Source organism: Rhizobium sp. ERR 1071 (genome assembly GCF_007828675.1).
Lineage (GTDB): Bacteria > Pseudomonadota > Alphaproteobacteria > Rhizobiales > Rhizobiaceae > Rhizobium > Rhizobium dioscoreae.
This window is the reverse complement of the sequence record NZ_VITM01000018.1, coordinates 70,191-85,541: the sequence shown is the minus strand read 5'-3', so window position 1 is coordinate 85,541 and position 15,351 is coordinate 70,191. Positions and strand designations below refer to the sequence as shown.

Annotated in this window: 17 protein-coding genes, 1 pseudogene and 1 riboswitch; of the genes and pseudogenes, 5 read left to right on the top strand and 13 right to left on the bottom strand. The window is 56.9% G+C overall.

Going from position 1 to position 15,351, the window contains the following annotated elements; all coding sequences use genetic code 11:
* Together nrdE and nrdF are read left to right on the top strand one after the other, a co-directional pair.
* The coding region (gene nrdE, locus FBZ99_RS31420) for a class 1b ribonucleoside-diphosphate reductase subunit alpha (RefSeq protein ID WP_145636964.1) at nt 1-1,422 on the top strand (1,422 nt) is incomplete at its 5' end.
* A 20-nt stretch (nt 1,423-1,442) separates the two neighbouring features.
* Entirely contained in the window at nt 1,443-2,417 is a 975-nt protein-coding gene (gene nrdF / locus FBZ99_RS31415) for a class 1b ribonucleoside-diphosphate reductase subunit beta (RefSeq protein WP_145636961.1), read from the top strand.
* 176 nt (nt 2,418-2,593) lie between these two features.
* Here nrdF and FBZ99_RS31410 read toward each other — a convergent pair whose 3' ends face one another.
* Both FBZ99_RS31410 and FBZ99_RS31405 read right to left on the bottom strand, forming a co-directional pair.
* Nucleotides 2,594-3,364 (bottom strand): CbtA family protein, encoded by a 771-nt coding sequence (locus FBZ99_RS31410; RefSeq protein WP_145636959.1) that lies wholly within the window; start codon nt 3,362-3,364, stop codon nt 2,594-2,596.
* A gap of 13 nt (nt 3,365-3,377) precedes the next feature.
* Complete coding sequence (locus FBZ99_RS31405; RefSeq protein ID WP_145636956.1) at nt 3,378-3,590, bottom strand: CbtB domain-containing protein; 213 nt, start codon at nt 3,588-3,590, stop codon at nt 3,378-3,380.
* A gap of 28 nt (nt 3,591-3,618) precedes the next feature.
* A riboswitch (cobalamin riboswitch) is annotated at nt 3,619-3,743 on the bottom strand.
* A 185-nt stretch (nt 3,744-3,928) separates the two neighbouring features.
* Between FBZ99_RS31405 and FBZ99_RS31400 the strand changes: the two genes are divergently transcribed.
* Entirely contained in the window at nt 3,929-4,492 is a 564-nt protein-coding gene (locus tag FBZ99_RS31400; protein ID WP_145636954.1) for a hypothetical protein, read from the top strand.
* A 166-nt stretch (nt 4,493-4,658) separates the two neighbouring features.
* Here FBZ99_RS31400 and FBZ99_RS33695 read toward each other — a convergent pair.
* The 9 genes and pseudogenes from FBZ99_RS33695 to FBZ99_RS31350 all read right to left on the bottom strand — a co-directional run.
* Nucleotides 4,659-4,778 (bottom strand): annotated as a pseudogene (locus FBZ99_RS33695) (arsenical resistance protein ArsH); the annotation flags it as partial.
* The gene (arsC, locus tag FBZ99_RS31390) at nt 4,753-5,175 is read right to left on the bottom strand and encodes an arsenate reductase (glutaredoxin) (RefSeq protein ID WP_145636951.1); all 423 of its coding nucleotides are present in this window, start codon (nt 5,173-5,175) and stop codon (nt 4,753-4,755) included. The gene arsC and the pseudogene FBZ99_RS33695, both read right to left, overlap by 26 nt.
* Complete coding sequence (locus tag FBZ99_RS31385; RefSeq protein WP_145636973.1) at nt 5,172-5,870, bottom strand: MIP/aquaporin family protein; 699 nt, start codon at nt 5,868-5,870, stop codon at nt 5,172-5,174. Before FBZ99_RS31385 ends, arsC begins: the two co-directional genes overlap by 4 nt.
* Before the next feature lie 41 nt (nt 5,871-5,911).
* Nucleotides 5,912-6,268 carry an ArsR/SmtB family transcription factor gene (locus tag FBZ99_RS31380; protein ID WP_145636948.1) on the bottom strand — a complete coding sequence of 119 codons (357 nt, stop codon included), beginning with the start codon at nt 6,266-6,268 and terminating at the stop codon, nt 5,912-5,914.
* Between the two features lie 440 nt (nt 6,269-6,708).
* A complete protein-coding gene (locus FBZ99_RS31370; protein ID WP_145636941.1) occupies nt 6,709-7,620 on the bottom strand; it encodes a hypothetical protein in 912 nt (303 codons plus the stop codon).
* Nucleotides 7,621-7,872: 252 nt separating this feature from the next.
* Nucleotides 7,873-9,585: a DUF2326 domain-containing protein gene (locus FBZ99_RS31365; protein ID WP_145636938.1), complete on the bottom strand. Its 1,713-nt coding sequence runs from the start codon at nt 9,583-9,585 to the stop codon at nt 7,873-7,875.
* Nucleotides 9,575-9,958 carry a hypothetical protein gene (locus FBZ99_RS31360; RefSeq protein WP_186450375.1) on the bottom strand — a complete coding sequence of 128 codons (384 nt, stop codon included), beginning with the start codon at nt 9,956-9,958 and terminating at the stop codon, nt 9,575-9,577. The genes FBZ99_RS31365 and FBZ99_RS31360 overlap by 11 nt, the downstream gene beginning before the upstream one ends.
* The gene (locus FBZ99_RS31355; RefSeq protein ID WP_145636935.1) at nt 9,958-10,893 is read right to left on the bottom strand and encodes a nucleotidyl transferase AbiEii/AbiGii toxin family protein; all 936 of its coding nucleotides are present in this window, start codon (nt 10,891-10,893) and stop codon (nt 9,958-9,960) included. The genes FBZ99_RS31360 and FBZ99_RS31355 overlap by 1 nt, the downstream gene beginning before the upstream one ends.
* Nucleotides 10,883-11,728 carry a type IV toxin-antitoxin system AbiEi family antitoxin domain-containing protein gene (locus FBZ99_RS31350; protein WP_145636932.1) on the bottom strand — a complete coding sequence of 282 codons (846 nt, stop codon included), beginning with the start codon at nt 11,726-11,728 and terminating at the stop codon, nt 10,883-10,885. Before FBZ99_RS31350 ends, FBZ99_RS31355 begins: the two co-directional genes overlap by 11 nt.
* A gap of 450 nt (nt 11,729-12,178) precedes the next feature.
* Between FBZ99_RS31350 and FBZ99_RS31345 the strand changes: the two genes are divergently transcribed.
* Nucleotides 12,179-12,508 carry an ArsR/SmtB family transcription factor gene (locus tag FBZ99_RS31345; protein WP_145636930.1) on the top strand — a complete coding sequence of 110 codons (330 nt, stop codon included), beginning with the start codon at nt 12,179-12,181 and terminating at the stop codon, nt 12,506-12,508.
* A 124-nt stretch (nt 12,509-12,632) separates the two neighbouring features.
* Here FBZ99_RS31345 and FBZ99_RS31340 read toward each other — a convergent pair whose 3' ends face one another.
* Complete coding sequence (locus FBZ99_RS31340) at nt 12,633-13,526, bottom strand: LysR family transcriptional regulator (RefSeq protein WP_145636928.1); 894 nt, start codon at nt 13,524-13,526, stop codon at nt 12,633-12,635.
* Between the two features lie 103 nt (nt 13,527-13,629).
* On the opposite strand from FBZ99_RS31340, the gene FBZ99_RS31335 reads away from it, so the two are divergent.
* On the top strand, nt 13,630-14,442 hold the full coding sequence (locus FBZ99_RS31335) for an SDR family NAD(P)-dependent oxidoreductase (RefSeq protein ID WP_145636924.1): 813 nt from the start codon (nt 13,630-13,632) through the stop codon (nt 14,440-14,442).
* A 296-nt stretch (nt 14,443-14,738) separates the two neighbouring features.
* On the opposite strand, the gene FBZ99_RS31330 is transcribed toward FBZ99_RS31335, so the two are convergent.
* Nucleotides 14,739-15,161: a MarR family winged helix-turn-helix transcriptional regulator gene (locus FBZ99_RS31330; RefSeq protein ID WP_145636921.1), complete on the bottom strand. Its 423-nt coding sequence runs from the start codon at nt 15,159-15,161 to the stop codon at nt 14,739-14,741.
* Nucleotides 15,162-15,351 lie beyond the last annotated feature (190 nt).

Sequence of the window (15,351 nt, the reverse complement as noted above, 5' to 3'; positions counted from 1 at the left end):
TTCTCCTACGCCAACCAGCTTGGCGCGCGGCAGGGGGCGGGCGCCGTCTACCTGAACGCTCACCATCCCGACATCATGCGCTTCCTCGATACCAAACGCGAAAATGCCGACGAGAAGATCCGCATCAAGACACTGTCGCTCGGCGTGGTCATTCCGGACATTACTTTCGAGCTCGCGAAGAACAACGAGGATATGTACCTCTTCTCGCCCTATGATGTGGAGCGTGTCTACGGCGTGCCGTTCACCGAGATTTCGGTGACGGAGAAGTATCGCGAGATGGTGGCCGACAGCCGCATCCGCAAGAAGAAGATCAAGGCGCGCGAATTCTTCCAGATCATTGCCGAAATCCAGTTCGAGAGCGGTTATCCCTACATCATGTTCGAAGACACGGTGAACCGCGCCAATCCGGTTGCCGGCCGCATCACCATGAGCAATCTCTGCTCGGAAATCCTGCAGGTCAGCGAAGCCAGCGAATACAACGACGATCTGTCCTACAAGCATATGGGCAAGGACATCTCCTGCAATCTTGGTTCGCTCAACATCGCAGCCGCGATGGACAGCCCGGATTTCGGCAAAACGATCGAAATGTCGATCCGCGCGCTGACGGCTGTCTCCGACATGAGCCATATCTCCTCCGTGCCGTCGATCGAGAAGGGCAATGACGAAAGCCATGCGATCGGCCTCGGACAGATGAACCTGCACGGTTATCTCGCCCGCGAGCGCATTTTCTACGGTTCGGAAGAAGGCGTCGATTTCACCAATATCTATTTCTATACGGTGACCTACCACGCCATTCGCGCCTCGAATCTGCTTGCGGTCGAGCGTGGCCAGAGCTTCAAGGGCTTCGAGAATTCGAAATACGCTTCCGGCGAATATTTCGATAAGTATACGGAGCAGGAATGGAAGCCCGCGACCGGGCGTGTCGCGGAAATCTTCGAGAAGGCCGGGATTGCCATTCCCACCCAGGAAGATTGGCTCGCCTTGAAGAAAGCCGTCATGGAAGGCGGGCTCTATAACCAGAACCTCCAGGCTGTGCCGCCGACGGGCTCGATCTCCTATATCAACCACTCGACCTCCTCGATCCATCCGATCGTTTCCAAGATCGAGATTCGCAAGGAAGGCAAGATCGGCCGCGTCTATTACCCGGCCGCCTTCATGACGAACGACAATCTCGACTATTACCAGGACGCCTACGAGATTGGGCCGGAAAAGATCATCGACACCTATGCGGCGGCCACCCAGCATGTCGACCAAGGCCTGTCGCTGACGCTGTTCTTCCGCGATACCGCGACAACGCGCGATATCAACAAGGCGCAGATCTACGCCTGGAAGAAGGGTATCAAGACTATCTATTACATCCGCCTTCGTCAGATGGCGCTCGAAGGCACGCAGGTTCAGGGCTGCGTTTCCTGCACGCTCTGAACGTTTGAGGGACGATGAAAATGAATATGCAATTCAAGCCGGCAAGCCGCGTTCGCGCCATCAATTGGAACCGCATCGAGGACGACAAGGACCTCGAGGTCTGGAATCGCCTGACCGGGAATTTCTGGCTGCCGGAAAAGGTGCCGCTGTCGAACGACAGCCAGTCCTGGGCAACCCTGAAGCCAGAGGAGCAGCAGCTCACCATCCGCGTCTTCACCGGGCTAACTCTGCTCGACACCATCCAGAACGGTGTCGGTTCGGTCAAGCTGATGGCAGATGCCGCAACGCCGCATGAAGAGGCTGTTCTCTCGAACATCTCCTTCATGGAAGCGGTCCACGCGCGCTCCTATTCGTCGATCTTCTCGACGCTCTGCCTGACGCCCGATGTCGACGATGCCTATCGCTGGTCGGAGGAGAACGAATTCCTACAGAAGAAGTCTACGCTGATCATTGAGCAATATGCCTCTGGCGATCCCTTGAAGAAGAAAGTCGCGAGCGTCTTCCTCGAAAGCTTCCTGTTCTATTCGGGTTTCTATCTGCCGATGTTCTGGTCGAGCCGCGCCAAGCTCACCAATACGGCCGACATGATCCGCCTTATCATCCGCGATGAAGCGGTGCATGGCTATTACATCGGCTACAAATTTCAGCGCGGGCTTGAGCGGCTTTCGGACGGGCAACGCCAAGAGATCAAGGACTTTGCCTTCGATCTTCTGCTCGCACTCTATGACAACGAGGCCAAATACACCGAAGCGCTCTATGACGGCGTCGGCCTGACCGAGGACGTCAAGAAGTTCCTGCATTACAACGCCAACAAGGCGCTGATGAATCTCGGTTACGAGGCGCTCTTTCCGGCCGAAGCCTGCAGGGTCAATCCAGCCATCCTCTCCGCGTTGTCGCCGAATGCGGACGAAAACCACGACTTCTTCTCGGGCTCAGGCTCGTCCTATGTGATCGGCAAGGCGGTTGCCACAGAGGACGAGGATTGGAATTTCTGAGCAGCGCTTTAAGTCGGCCATCCAGTCGAAGGTTGCATCCATCAAGCAAATTGAGGCGGGATATTTCGATTTACCGATGAATCGGCGGATCCTGGACAAGGGACTATGGTCCTCTTGGCCCGTTTTCGCGATATGACGTGACAGGCCGCTCACGGGTGAGCGGCCTGTCACACGTTTCAATGAATGGCCAAACGATCCGACGCGCGTGATGTCGGAACAATGCGCTCGACGACTGCGCCGAACACAAGGCCTAATGTGCCCCACATCAGTATCTGGGCAACCATCGACGCGACGCGGAACTTCCAGAGCAGATCGGCCGGGAAGCCTTGCGGAACTTCATTGATCGCTGGCAGAAGCTGTCCAGCGAGAAAGACAACCGCAAAGTAAACGGCGGTTACGATAAACGTCGCATTCCAGGCTCCCCAACGAGCTATCAAGCCGCTGCGAAGCTTTGCCGCGAAGATCATACTGATGACGGAGATCAAGATCATGCCGAAGTAAAGTTCGGTTCGAGGAGCGATCGTTTCAGGATTACCGATCGATGGCGGATTTGCCGGATACTTGATATTCGGCACGAGATAGACCGATATGAAACCCGTCAGGGCAACCAGGGCGGCAGAAACCCGTGGGGAGGCCGTGCCACCAAAGCGTCCGTAGGAAAACGCGAAGGTCAGTGCGAACAATCCGCCGAAAGCCGTGCAGTAGACCATGACGCCCGTCAACAGGCCCCAACTGGCCTGCATCGGTCGGCTGACAAGTTCCGGCTCTTCTGGTGGCATGGCCATGCCCTTGGCCATCTCTTCTTTCGCCTTTGCCTCATCCATCTGCGATTCAAAAGCGATCGCACGGTCTACCTGCGGTTCTCCGTACAGCTTCAAAAAGCCAAAACTGATCAGTCCGGCGATGATGCCCACAAGCATCCCGCGAACGAGTAAATCTCTTACCATTTAAATGTCCCTTTTAGTGGCAGGGAAAACCGAGCAGATGGCGACCGTCATGCACCCATTCATGGACATACATGCCATGGATGATTGACGTTGCGCCTTCTTCGGCGCCGACAAAGTAAATCGCGAGCAGGCAGAGAAGGCCAGCAAAAATTGCCCAAGGGACAATGTCCCGCAATGGTATGGGAAGAGCGGGTGAAACGGTTGGTGCGAAAGCAGCGCTTGTCATGGTGAACTCCTGGGGATTGCGCGTCCTGGGTTGATGCCTGTTCAGGTTGAGGGTCTGGCTCGCGATACAGCCCCAATAGGGCCGCATCCCTTACAGTGGCGCGACCGCGCCGGATTTTCACCGGCTTCCTCGACCTTGAAGATGCAAAACCACCATGAGACCAAGGCTGGCGGAGTGTCAATATCGGCAGCTTAAGAAGGGCGCTTGTGGTGTTGGGCAGAGACGCTGAGCGCCATTGATTGTCTAATTTTGCGCGGGTCCGCATTGCGGCGCCGGATTGGATTTTTGCCGAAAGCTGCGATATAAAACGTCATCGCCGTTTCATCGGGTAATTTGAGATGATCAACCGCCGCCAGTTTCCGCTACATGCCTCCGCGCCGGCCTTTGCGGCTGCCTGGGTACTGATCATCGCCGGTGCGAGCGTCGCCCTCAGTACCGTTTTTGCCTGCATCACGCCTTTTGTGGCATTGGCTACTGTCTCAGTAATCATGCTGCCGCGCCGGATGGCCTTGTTTGCTGTGCTGCTAGCCTGGCTAGCCAACCAGATGGTTGGGTATTTTATTCTTGGCTATCCGCGTAATTGGGACAGCTATGCATGGGGCATCGCCATCGGCTTCGCGGCCCTCGTGGCGTTCCTGGCAGCCACGCTTGTCACGCGCGCCAAGCTCAATGCGTTTCTGGCTTGGGTTGCGGCTTTCGCTGCCGCACTGGTCGCTTACGAAGGCATCCTTTTTGCCGCCACGGCATTTCTTCCTTCTGGAGACGGTGCCTTTTCCTTATCCATCATCGCAAAGGTCGTGCTGATCAATCTAGTGGCTGCCGCCGGCTTGGTGTGCTTGAACGGCATTGCGGCGATTGCCCGCATTCTCGTCGTCAGGCCGGCGTTACATTTGGCGCGCTAGCAAGCTGCGAACATTTATCGTTTGATTTCTCCCGGCGGAGCTTGGGCCGGGCCAACCGGAAATGCGGCTCCTGCCACTTGATCGAGCGCAATATTCCACCGATCCTCAATGACCGATGGCGTTCCTCTTAGCGCAGGATTTTGAACTGCTCTTGTTCTGCCCCCTAGAGGATGAGGATCCGCGGCTTGTGCGTCGAGAATGGCGGCCGAAGTGCCTCGAGGTCTAACTGGCGCAGATGCTCCGGCGATGCAGCAGGCAGATCAGACAATACGCTTTCCCTTCTCATCGAGAATCTTTTCGCCATCCTCCTTGGCAAAGGCGCCCTTGTGCGTGTCGGGCAGGATGTCCAGAACGATTTCCGACGACCGCGCCAGACGGGTGCCGAGCGGTGTGACGACGAAGGGGCGGTTGATCAGGATCGGGTCCTTCAACATCGCGTCGAGAAGCTGGTCGTCGGTCAGGTCCGGATTGTCGAGCCCGAGTTCCGCATAGGGCGTGCCCTTCTCGCGAATGGCCTCGCGGACGGTCAGGGCGGCCTCAGTGATCATCTTCACCAGTTGCTCGCGCGACGGCGGATTTTTCAGATATTCGATGACCTGAGGCTCGATCCCGGCATTGCGGATCATCGCCAATGTGTTGCGTGACGTGCCGCAGTCCGGATTGTGGTAGATGGTAACGTTCATAGCTTTGCTTCCGATGAGATTGGCGATGAAGTGGACGGCTGCAGGAGCCAGGTGAACAGCATGAGTGCAAGAACCGCTCCGGCAACCTCCGCCACACAGAAGCCAGGCAGATCGATCGGCCGAATGCCTGAGAATGTGTTTGTCAGCGATCGTGCCAGCGCAACGGCCGGATTGGCAAACGAGGTCGATGCGGTGAACCAATAGGCGGCGGTGATGTAGAGCCCGACCAGCCACGGCACGGCCGCTTTCTGCTCGAACTTGATGCCGCTGAGGATCACCGCCACCAGCCCGAATGTCGCAACGCCTTCGGAGAACCATTGGGCGCCACCGGTGCGAACCTTGGTGGACAGTTCGATGATCGGCAGGCCGAACATCAGGTGTGCGGCGACCGCACCGCTGACGCCACCGATGATTTGCGCAATCACGTATCGGCCGAAGTCGCGTTTCGGCAAGGCGCGGGAGATTGCGAAGATCAACGAGACCGCCGGATTGAAGTGGGCGCCCGAGATCGGTCCGAGAATAGTGATCATGACGACCAGGATTGCTCCGGTCGCGAGGGTGTTGCCGAGCAAGGCGAGCCCCATGTCCTGCGTCAGCGAGGTTGCCATGATGCCCGACCCGACCACAGTCGCGACCAGCATCGCGGTCCCGAGGCCTTCGGCAACCAGCCGCCGTGGCAGATCGAACTTACTCATCACCTCACCTTCCGTCGTACCGGAATGATCGCGGTCCATGATCATTGCAGTTTATCGTCTCGATTGGGGACGCAGCAGGCGGCCACCTCAGCGGCCGGTGCGCAGATCTCCGGGTGCCCGGAGCAGCAGTCTTCCATCAGGAAGCGGACAAGGCCCCCGAGCGCTTCATAGTTCGCCGTGTAGATGATCGAGCGGGACGCCCGCTGCTGCGCGATCAGGCCGGATCGTTCGAGCTCCTTCAGATGGAAGGACACGTTCGAGGGCGAGACTTCCGCTTTTTCAGCGATCGTACCCGCAGCCATGCCGTCAGGGCCTGCAACAACCAGCATGCGGATGATGTGCAGGCGGGTCTCCTGAGAAAGCGCGCCGAATGCGATGAGGGCTTGACGTTGATCCATATTTCAACAATCCTTGAATGATTGAAACAAGGAATAACGCAGATGAACCCGATCGACAACAACAAAAGGCAGAAGGGACATTATCTCCCTCGGCGACCCGACGAGCGTGCTCGAGCCGCCGAGAATTCCGCGCTGATTTCCGTTACGACGGCCGGCCGGTTAAGCCAGGCTATCATGTCAGCAAGGTCAACTCAGCCGTTCTCTCAGCGCTCTCGCCGAACGCCGATGAGAACCACGACTTTTACTTCGGCTAAGGCCTCAACATGGCTGGAACGCGGTGAACACGAGGCTCCACAATCTGCCGGGGCATCATATTTCGAGCCGCGGCCCAGCAGGTTCCCAAGCATGCCCTAGCCGAAGGTCTACAGCGACCTCCCCCGGCTCTGTAACTCTTATCGAAAAGCCATATGTCGGAATTGGATATCATTGGCCGTCGCGGTTTACGGGGACGAAAAACTGCTCACTAGACCCCACTGCTCCAGCTCTTCTTCATCCTTGGATTCATCAGCAGCCAGTCGACTGAGCTCCTCAAGGCCGGCCTGGATATGATCACTTTCCTCCCCACGTCCATCTCTGTAGATGAAAGGCCCGCAAGTCGGCTCAGCGTAGTAAGGGCGTATGTCGAAGAAGGTCTTCAGCCATCCAGTTCTTGTTAGCAAATAAAGGCTAAAGCAGACACCGCTGATGTATCCCGAATCGCCCCACCATTTCCAACGCGCTGCACCAATAAGATGCCGTCCTCTGTGTCTGACGAGAACGCAGCTATGTCCGTTTTCGGAAGGTGAGCGAGCAAGCGGGTTAGGTCCCCTGGTCTCTGCGCGCCAGTTCGTCCGCCGCTCGTAATGAGGTTCATGGCCTTGGAAATATGAGCTTGGAAGCATAGGCGGAAAGAACGGTCGTTCGCGCGTCGACACGCCGGACCGTTCCCAATTTGCGCGCCATTGCGAGAGCTCGGGGAAGGCAAGGAGTTCTCTCGGATAGGGGTGGGTTTGCGTCTGGCCCGGTTCCATGCAACCGTACGGAAGTGCTGCGCCCGGAAAGATTTCCCGGAAGTCCGTGGGGAAGTCGAACGATCGCCGGAGGCTCTGATACGATCTTCCAGCGAACGCTCTGGCCAGCTTCTGCTGAATCCAAGCGCATTTCAGAGGTGTGGAATTTGATTGATTGAGCATTTCTGCCAGTTTCCTGGAGCCATGCAAAAGTTGCTCGCCGTCGGCAGCACTCGTTAGCGGCAGCAACATCTCAGCCACATCTTCTGGACTTACAGCAAATGATGAAGAGCGCGACGAGAGGCCGCGTTCAATTTTAAGGGCCGCCGATTTAAATGCGAATTCTGAGCGTAGAAAGTCCATGTGCGATTCCCGAACAATCGCGACTGGCAGTAGGCACCGTTGTCATGCCAGAACGCAAGTTCCGGAATTGTACGTAAGTCCATTTCACGGATTTACCGTCCCTTTGCGGGTGGTGCCGAGTTGGGCCGTGCCCCAGCTGATAACATCAGCGAATCAGATGATACCGTCGTTCATGACAGAGAACAACTGCCGCCGAGTATCGCTGGAGGTTCTTAGGTCCGTAATGTGCGCTCGATCCCACTGGGATGAGCGCTAACCGACTTCCTGGTAATGTGTTTTCAGGAAACGATTGCTCTTTGTAAAGGTGGCTACAACGCTGCGCTCAAGCTCTTCATACCAAACCTCCTCCCGACAATGCTGGACGCGGTCGAGATTGAGCGTAAGGATGTATTGCTGCTCGTCATCAAAAGATGCGCGGGTGAGAATAAATTCGAGGCTCTTCTGAAGCGTGTCGTCGTCGACGTCAAAGATGTTGTCGTGGACCAGAAGGCCTGGATGGCGGGCCTTGCTGAAGTCGTTGAGTAACAGCGCGATGTCGTAAATGAAAACTTTTTCCCGCTCGACGCTATGGCTGCCATCATCGTCAATGCGCAGGACGATCTCTACAACCTGTTTCTTCGTAGTCGTTCGGACCTCGAAAGAAGCTCTTCGGTTTCCCTGAATGAACTGATGGATGAGAAGGATGGTTTTCTCGAAGGAGCGAACTCGATCATCTGCGATCAGAATACTTTCCTGAAGTCGGAGTTTTTCCTTTTCGATCTCGGTCTTTTTCGCCTGTTTCTCAACCAACAGCTGATCATACCGACTGAAGAAGCTCTTCAGCTGTCCGAGCTCGTCGCTCTTGGCCTGAAAAGAGGCGTATGTCTGGCGGAGGTTGCGGAGCTGGCCCTCTTGGTCAAGTACGGAAACAAGCTTCGCATAACGCCCGTCGAGTTCGGCCAGCTGCCTGTTAATGTCCCTGATCTCCACCTGTAGGACTCTCGACTTCTCATCAAGCAAATGACGTTGGAATTGCTCGATCTTAGCTTTGAAAGCCAACACTTCGTCTAGCTCGCGAACGATGCTGGTTCCAAGGCCGCTGCGCATCTGGTCGTAGAAGTCTCGCACCTCATCGGTATCGATGTTTGGCTCCACTGCGATAGGGGCCAAGCTGGCAGAGCGCCGCACAAGGACCTCCTTCCGGCTACGCAGTTCTGCCATCCGATCCTCGATATCGACGATCTCGCCCTTGACGATGTCATAGGCAGGCGAGTTCTCGAGAGCATCTATGCCTTCGCGTATCGCCTCCACCTCCTCATCCAGAACGTTGAGATCGGACCTGGCTTCGTCGAGGTTCTTTTGGCGGACAAGCTGCACGCTGTCCTTGATGCGGCCCTCTTCAGTACCGATGGCATCGAGCTCCTTCTGGATGTCCTTGATGACGCGATAAATTCCGAGATCTATTCCCAGCAACATCAGGTGCGGGGCATAGTTGTCAGGAATTCGGAACTTGGTGTCGAAGCAGGAGACAATCGATTTGAACTCGGAGCGTTCATCGCGGATCAGCGGCCCCAAGATCTCGCGGAACCCAACGGGAGGGGTTTTGCCATCAGGGAACATGCGGCTGGTAAGGAAGTGAGTAGCATCCTCGATCTTGGCAAAATTGGTCTCCTGGCCGTCCAGAACGATCCGAGGACGTTCCGAATGTTCGAGGGACCTTTTGATTGTGTAGCGTGAGCCATTCATGCGGAAGTCGACGCATATGAAGATGGATGGATCGAATGTCGCTTTGGGAATCTTGGCGACCCGGCTTTCGGATTTCCGCTTGAGCAAAGCGAAGTTTAAAAACTCGATGCAAAGCGACTTGCCGACGCCGTTGTTTTTCGAACTGGTGTCATCGCTCTCGCCAAGAATGACATTGACGCCGGCATCGAAGATGACAGGTTCAATTGTTGCTGGCTCGGTGTAGAGGCGGTCAATCTGCATCGCGAGCCATCAGGTAGCCGGCGTCGGCGTCCGCAAGGATGCGATTGAGCCGCCCGGCATCCGGTATCACCATTGCGGGATTGCGTGCACGAAGCTCTTGGCAAGCATTCCAGAATGCTTCGATGAAAATCGGAGCATTATCTCCGGCGTTTAACATGTCTCGGTCGAGATCCTCTGAGGCGAACCGCTCATCGGTGCTTGGCCAATAGTCCGCACCGGCAGCTGCGCAAAAGCGAGCTTTGAAATATTCGAGGATGGACTTGCGCTGTCCTTGTCCACAAATGCGATTGATGAGATCGCGAAATGCCTCTCGGGCGGCCGGTTCGATTGGGCCGGGACTGTCAAACCGCCAATTACCGTCGAACTGGAGCATCAGGTCTGTCTCCTGGTTGTTGACCGAAGCCCTTCGATCTCTCGCCGTTGCTCGGCATGTTTTTCTGGATTCTGCGCCTTCAGCTTCTCGAGGTTGAGAATCTTCCAGCGGACGGCCGGCAGATTAGCCGCTTGCGGCAACCTGATGGCTTCAAAATCTGGTTTGCCGTCGTGGAGTGAAAGCAGAAAGCGCATGGCGTCGTCGTCGAGCCGTGCAAGGAGATCCGTCGTCAGTTGCCCTCTTGCGGCTTTCAGCTCATCGAGGCTAATGGGCTGCGTCGTCATTCCCTCGAACTCTTTTACGAACGCTCCTTCCACCGCTGCAAGCGAGGGCCTAACCAGCTCATGGGGCGGCCGACCGGAACTTGCGACATAAACCAGGAAGGTCCTAAACAGCGCATCGGTCAGTCCGTCGTTTTCATAGAGCAGCTTGACGTCGAACAGGTCGCGTGGGTGCTGTCGGTCAACCGCTGCATGCAGCTTCCCGCCAAACAGGTCCTCAAACGAGACGACCTGCATCTCAGCGAACCCGAAGACGTCCTCGACTTTCTCGGTCACCCGGCGTCGTTCCGACGGATGAACGGTGCCCCTCGCGACGGGAGAAGTCTCCACTTTGATTTCGACGTTGCCCTGCCGGACCAGGAGGCGGGTATCATTGTTGCCGCCGCCGGCGATCCTCTGAACGCTAGCGTTCCGCAGATTGCGTAGAAGGTCCGCCCGGATGTGATCAAGGATCGCGTCGATGTTCTTCAGCGTCGTCTCGCGATCCTCGATCGGGAGATAGACGAGATCGATATCGACCGACAGCCGCGGCATGTCACGATAGAAGAGGTTGATCGCCGTGCCGCCCTTGAGCGCGAAGGCTTCATGGCGGGCGATGAAGGGTAGGGTTCGCACGAGGAGCTCGACCTGCCGCACATATTGCTCACGCGCCATGCGAGGTCTCCTTCGGCATGAGATCATTCGGAATGGTGACGCGGTAAACTGGGTGAAGCCGGCCGCCCGGAGTGAGCGCCCGATCGCCCTTGCCGAGATCCACCGCCGACACGTCGATGTGCTTGCGCCAACCATGATTGTGCTTGTCGGCGTAGATAAAAAACAGCCGCTTGGTCTTCACGCTTCGGCAATGCCCCAGCAGCGTCATCAACAGCTTCGGTCGGAGGTTGGCGAGACTCTCGAATGCCATGTCGACGTTATGAAAACTCTCGTCTTTTGGAAGTTCGGCGATCATTTCGAGGATAGCGCGTTCGGGCGATGACATCGGGACCGGCCAGCGCCAAGGACTCAGCGCGAGCTCGGCATCATCGTCATCGGCAAGGCTGAAGTCGGAATTCTCGACTCCAACGGTTTCATCACCAAACAGATTGCCGGTTCTAAGCACTACCCGCGCGTCGATTCGCATTTTCGATAGCCATGGCGGGATGTCGGAGCCATAGAGATAGAGGGCGAATTCGCCGCCGAGCGACAGATAGTGTATATGGCCTCGAAGGGTGAGAGCGCTGGAGCCGCCGACATGGAACCTGTGCTTTATGAGCCATACCGCTGAGAGCAGCGGTATCTTCCACCCCGCGACGGCTTCCGGGTTCGTATCCGGTGTAAAGGGCCGCCGATACAGTCCCTTCAGGACGGGTTCGAGCCAGCCCTGCTTTACATAGCCGGAGACTGATTGCCGCGAAATGGCGTGGCGGCTCATCCACCCCGTATCTACCAGGAAACCGGGAGGAACGGTTTGGAGGAGTTGCTTTAGCTTTGTCCCCGTTTGTCTGCTCATACTTGACATTATGGCATAAGATTAAAGCTTATGCGAGTCTCGCTTTACAAAGTTCTGAATTTGACAACCCAGCTTTGACAAGATGGCTCCTATTCAAAGAGCGTAGCCCGTCAAGTTAGCAGGCTGTTGCGAGCCGAACTCGATATGTGTTCCTTCGAATTCGTAGCGACCCTCATCTTTCTTCGCGGTCCTCTCGCTGCGGTGACTGAGTGGCAGAGTGAGACATGCGGTAGCACTTCAGCCAGCACCTTACCGTCTAGTTCCAACGACACCGCATGGATATTAAAAAGCGGCCGGTGGGAGGAATTTGATGAACACCTCGCTCAGATTTGGTGAAATATTGGCAAGAGATGGAACTCGTTAACGAGCAATTTGCCTCTTCCCGTTTGCCGTAGCGGGGCAAAAAGAATTCTTGTATGTTTTCTCCTGTTTCGCTGTGGAGACTCAGCCATGTATTCTGCGAGAAATGGAGGGACGGCACGTGCCGAGATGCATGCCGGCCTCTTGAATGCGTTTTCGCACCCAACACGCCTTCTTATTTTGAACGCCATTCGCGCGCGAGAAGTTAACGTCGGCGAGCTTTGCGAGGTTTGCGGCCTAAGTCAGTCGGCCATCTCGCAACACTTGGCACGGCTGCGAGAGCAGGACGTAGTGAAGACGCGCAGGGTCCATCAGATGATCTTTTATCGTCTTGCATCACAGGATGCGGAAAGACTGCTCGTGGCACTAGGGGAAATCCATGGTCTCGGTGGAGGAGCCCCCGCCATTCGGGCGACCTAGATCGAAATGACGCATAACTGGCGATCCCCGGTTCTGCTGGAGAGCTATAGTAAATACCTTGGTCAAAGGAATGACCCAGCTACTGTGGCAGAAGATATAGCCGCTTGCGCATTTGTCTTAGCCGTCAGGAGCCCCTACTTTCCCGAAGCGCTTCCTTAAACAGGCGGAAAGCCGTCGTTCCCTGACGGTCGGGGTAATAGAGGTAATAGCCGGGAAACGGAGCGCACCATGGCTCCAGCAGGCGGATGAGACGACCATCGGCGATTGGCGCCGCCACTAGGTCTTCCAGGATGTAGAGGATCCCAAAGCCCTCAATGGCTGCAGCCACCAGTAGGTCTGCATCGTTGAATACGGGTCCGCGGCTTGGCGCGACGGTCAGCGTCCGGCCATTGCGCTCAAATGACCATGGAGACAGGTTACCGTCCGCGTCGCCGTAGGAAATGCAGCGATGGGCGGTGAGGTCATCGGGCTCTACCGGAGCCTGGTGGTTCTTGAGATAGTCGGGCGCGGCGACCACCGCGACGCGCAGCGGTGGCCCGATTGGGAGCGCGATCATATCCTTTTCCAATCGCTCGCCAAGTCGGATGCCCGCATCGTAGCGACCCGCGACGATGTCTGTCATCCCGTCCTCCACACATACCTCAACTTCGATGCCTGGGTACCGACGCATGAAAGCTGGCAGCATCGGCCACAGCACAGTGTCCGCGGCATGTTTGCCGGTGGTGATCCGGATGCTGCCGATCGCCGACGCGCTTGCCTGCGACAGCGCCGTCATCTCGCCGTCCAGGCCCGCCAATGCTGGCGATAGAGTAGCAAGCAAGCGCTCGCCGGCGGCCGTCGGGGCGACGCTACGTGTCGTACGAGAGAGCAGCCGGAAACCGAGTTCGCTCTCGAGGCGCTTCATGGTCTGGCTCAATGCCGACTGCGTGACCCCGAGCCGTTTGGCGGCGCGCGTGAAACTGCGGTCGGAAGCGATTGCCGCGAAGACGGCGAGATCGGCGAGTTGATCTGGACGCATTCATAACTCCAGCTACTAAGGCCCATTACTAATTAGGAGCTTATCCAAATCCATTAGCACGACTACTTACTGAGGGACAGGTTTCAAAGATGAGGAAGACACGATGGCGAAGGTATGGTTGGTAACAGGAGCAAGTCGGGGGCTGGGGCGCGAGCTCACGCGCGCGGCGCTTGACGCGGGAGAGACGGTCGTGGCGACAGCACGGTCGCCTGAGGCGGTGCAGAAGGCCTTCGGCAGCGACGATCGCCTGCACGCTCTGGCACTCGACATCACCGACGCCGAAGCAGCAAACGCGGTCGCGGCCGAGACTGTGAACCGCTTCGGTGCGATCGATGTGCTGGTCAACAATGCCGGCTATGCCGAACTCGGATTTTTCGAGACGTTCAGTGACGCCGCGGTGCGGCGTCAGTTCGAGGTCAATCTGTTCGGCTCGATGAATGTCGCGCGCGCTGTCGTTCCCCATATGCGCAAGCGTCGATCGGGCCTCGTGGTCACAATCTCTTCGGTGAGCGGGCTGGTCTCAAGCGCGGGCGGTTCGGTTTACTCGGCGTCGAAGTTCGCCGTCGAGGGATGGATGGAGGGTCTTGCGCAGGAACTCGCTCCATTTGGCGTCCGCTCTCTCTTGGTCGAGCCGGGAATGCTGCGGACAGACTTCATGGATGCCAAGTCGGCGAGCTTCGGCAGCATCAACATCCCAGACTACGCAGAGTCTATCCAACAGTATCGCGCCTTCATTGACCGCGCCAATGGCAACCAACCGGGCGATCCGAAGGTTCTCGCCGCGCAGATTGTCGCACTTGCCGCGCAGGACGAAGTGCCATCGCGGTTGGTGTTTGGCGAAGATGCCAGGCAGTGGGCAGGTGCCAAAGTCGAACAACTGCGACAGGAGATCGCTCAATCCACCGATTGCGCCTAAAGCGATTCGTTAACCATAGTCTGGCACTATCACCTTCTCGACGTGGGCCCTCCCTCCACTGTCGAAGAAAAAACCTGGGCCGTGAGACATAGTCTCCGGCCCTTTTTTTGTGCTCACGTATGTGAAGTTACCCGCGGAAACAGGCACGGACAGGCTGACCGGATTTTGATACACCGAGCGAAAACAGGACTTCGCGCTAACTCAGCTACGCGGTTGCTGGGTCGAGATCATCAAGGCCTTACAGGGCCGCTGGATACTTCGACTGGAATGGCAATCACAGCAAGAACCTTCTACAGCTAGATGCTCGACTCGACCACCGGATCTATGAATTGATCTCGTTCGTCGGACGACAATCGGGAAAGCATCAGCACATACATTTGCCGATAGGCCTCGACCTGGGCCCGTGCATAGGCTAGCCCGGTTTCGCTAAGCTTGAGGGCCACCGCCCGGCGATCGGCTTCGATACGCTCGCGCTTCAGGAGACCGCGTTTTACCAGCCGGTCCGTTGCCGAAGAGAGCGTTGTCGTGGGTACGGCAAGGAAGCGAGCAACATCGGTCGGCCCGCAACCAGCATGCTCTGCGACGTAGAGCAGCACCGCCTTGTCTAACTCGGCAAGTGGGCGCTCTGAACGCAGAGCATCGGCAAGCTTGTATCGGCGCGCGAAGGTCTCGAACGCAGTGCCGAGAGCGGCGAGTTGTTCTTTTGTTGGATCACTCATGCTCTTCACATATCTCTTCTCGGCATCTATTGGCCAGTACTGGTCGCACGAGCAGCGTGCCGCTTACTGGTGCTCCACCGCAGCAACCAGTTTGTGCTTGAAGGCTTTTACGATCGTCTCCCATGTGGGCAGGCTCGATTACGAACGGGATCTTCGCCTGGTACCTTTGGGGTGCCAAATCACGGACCTT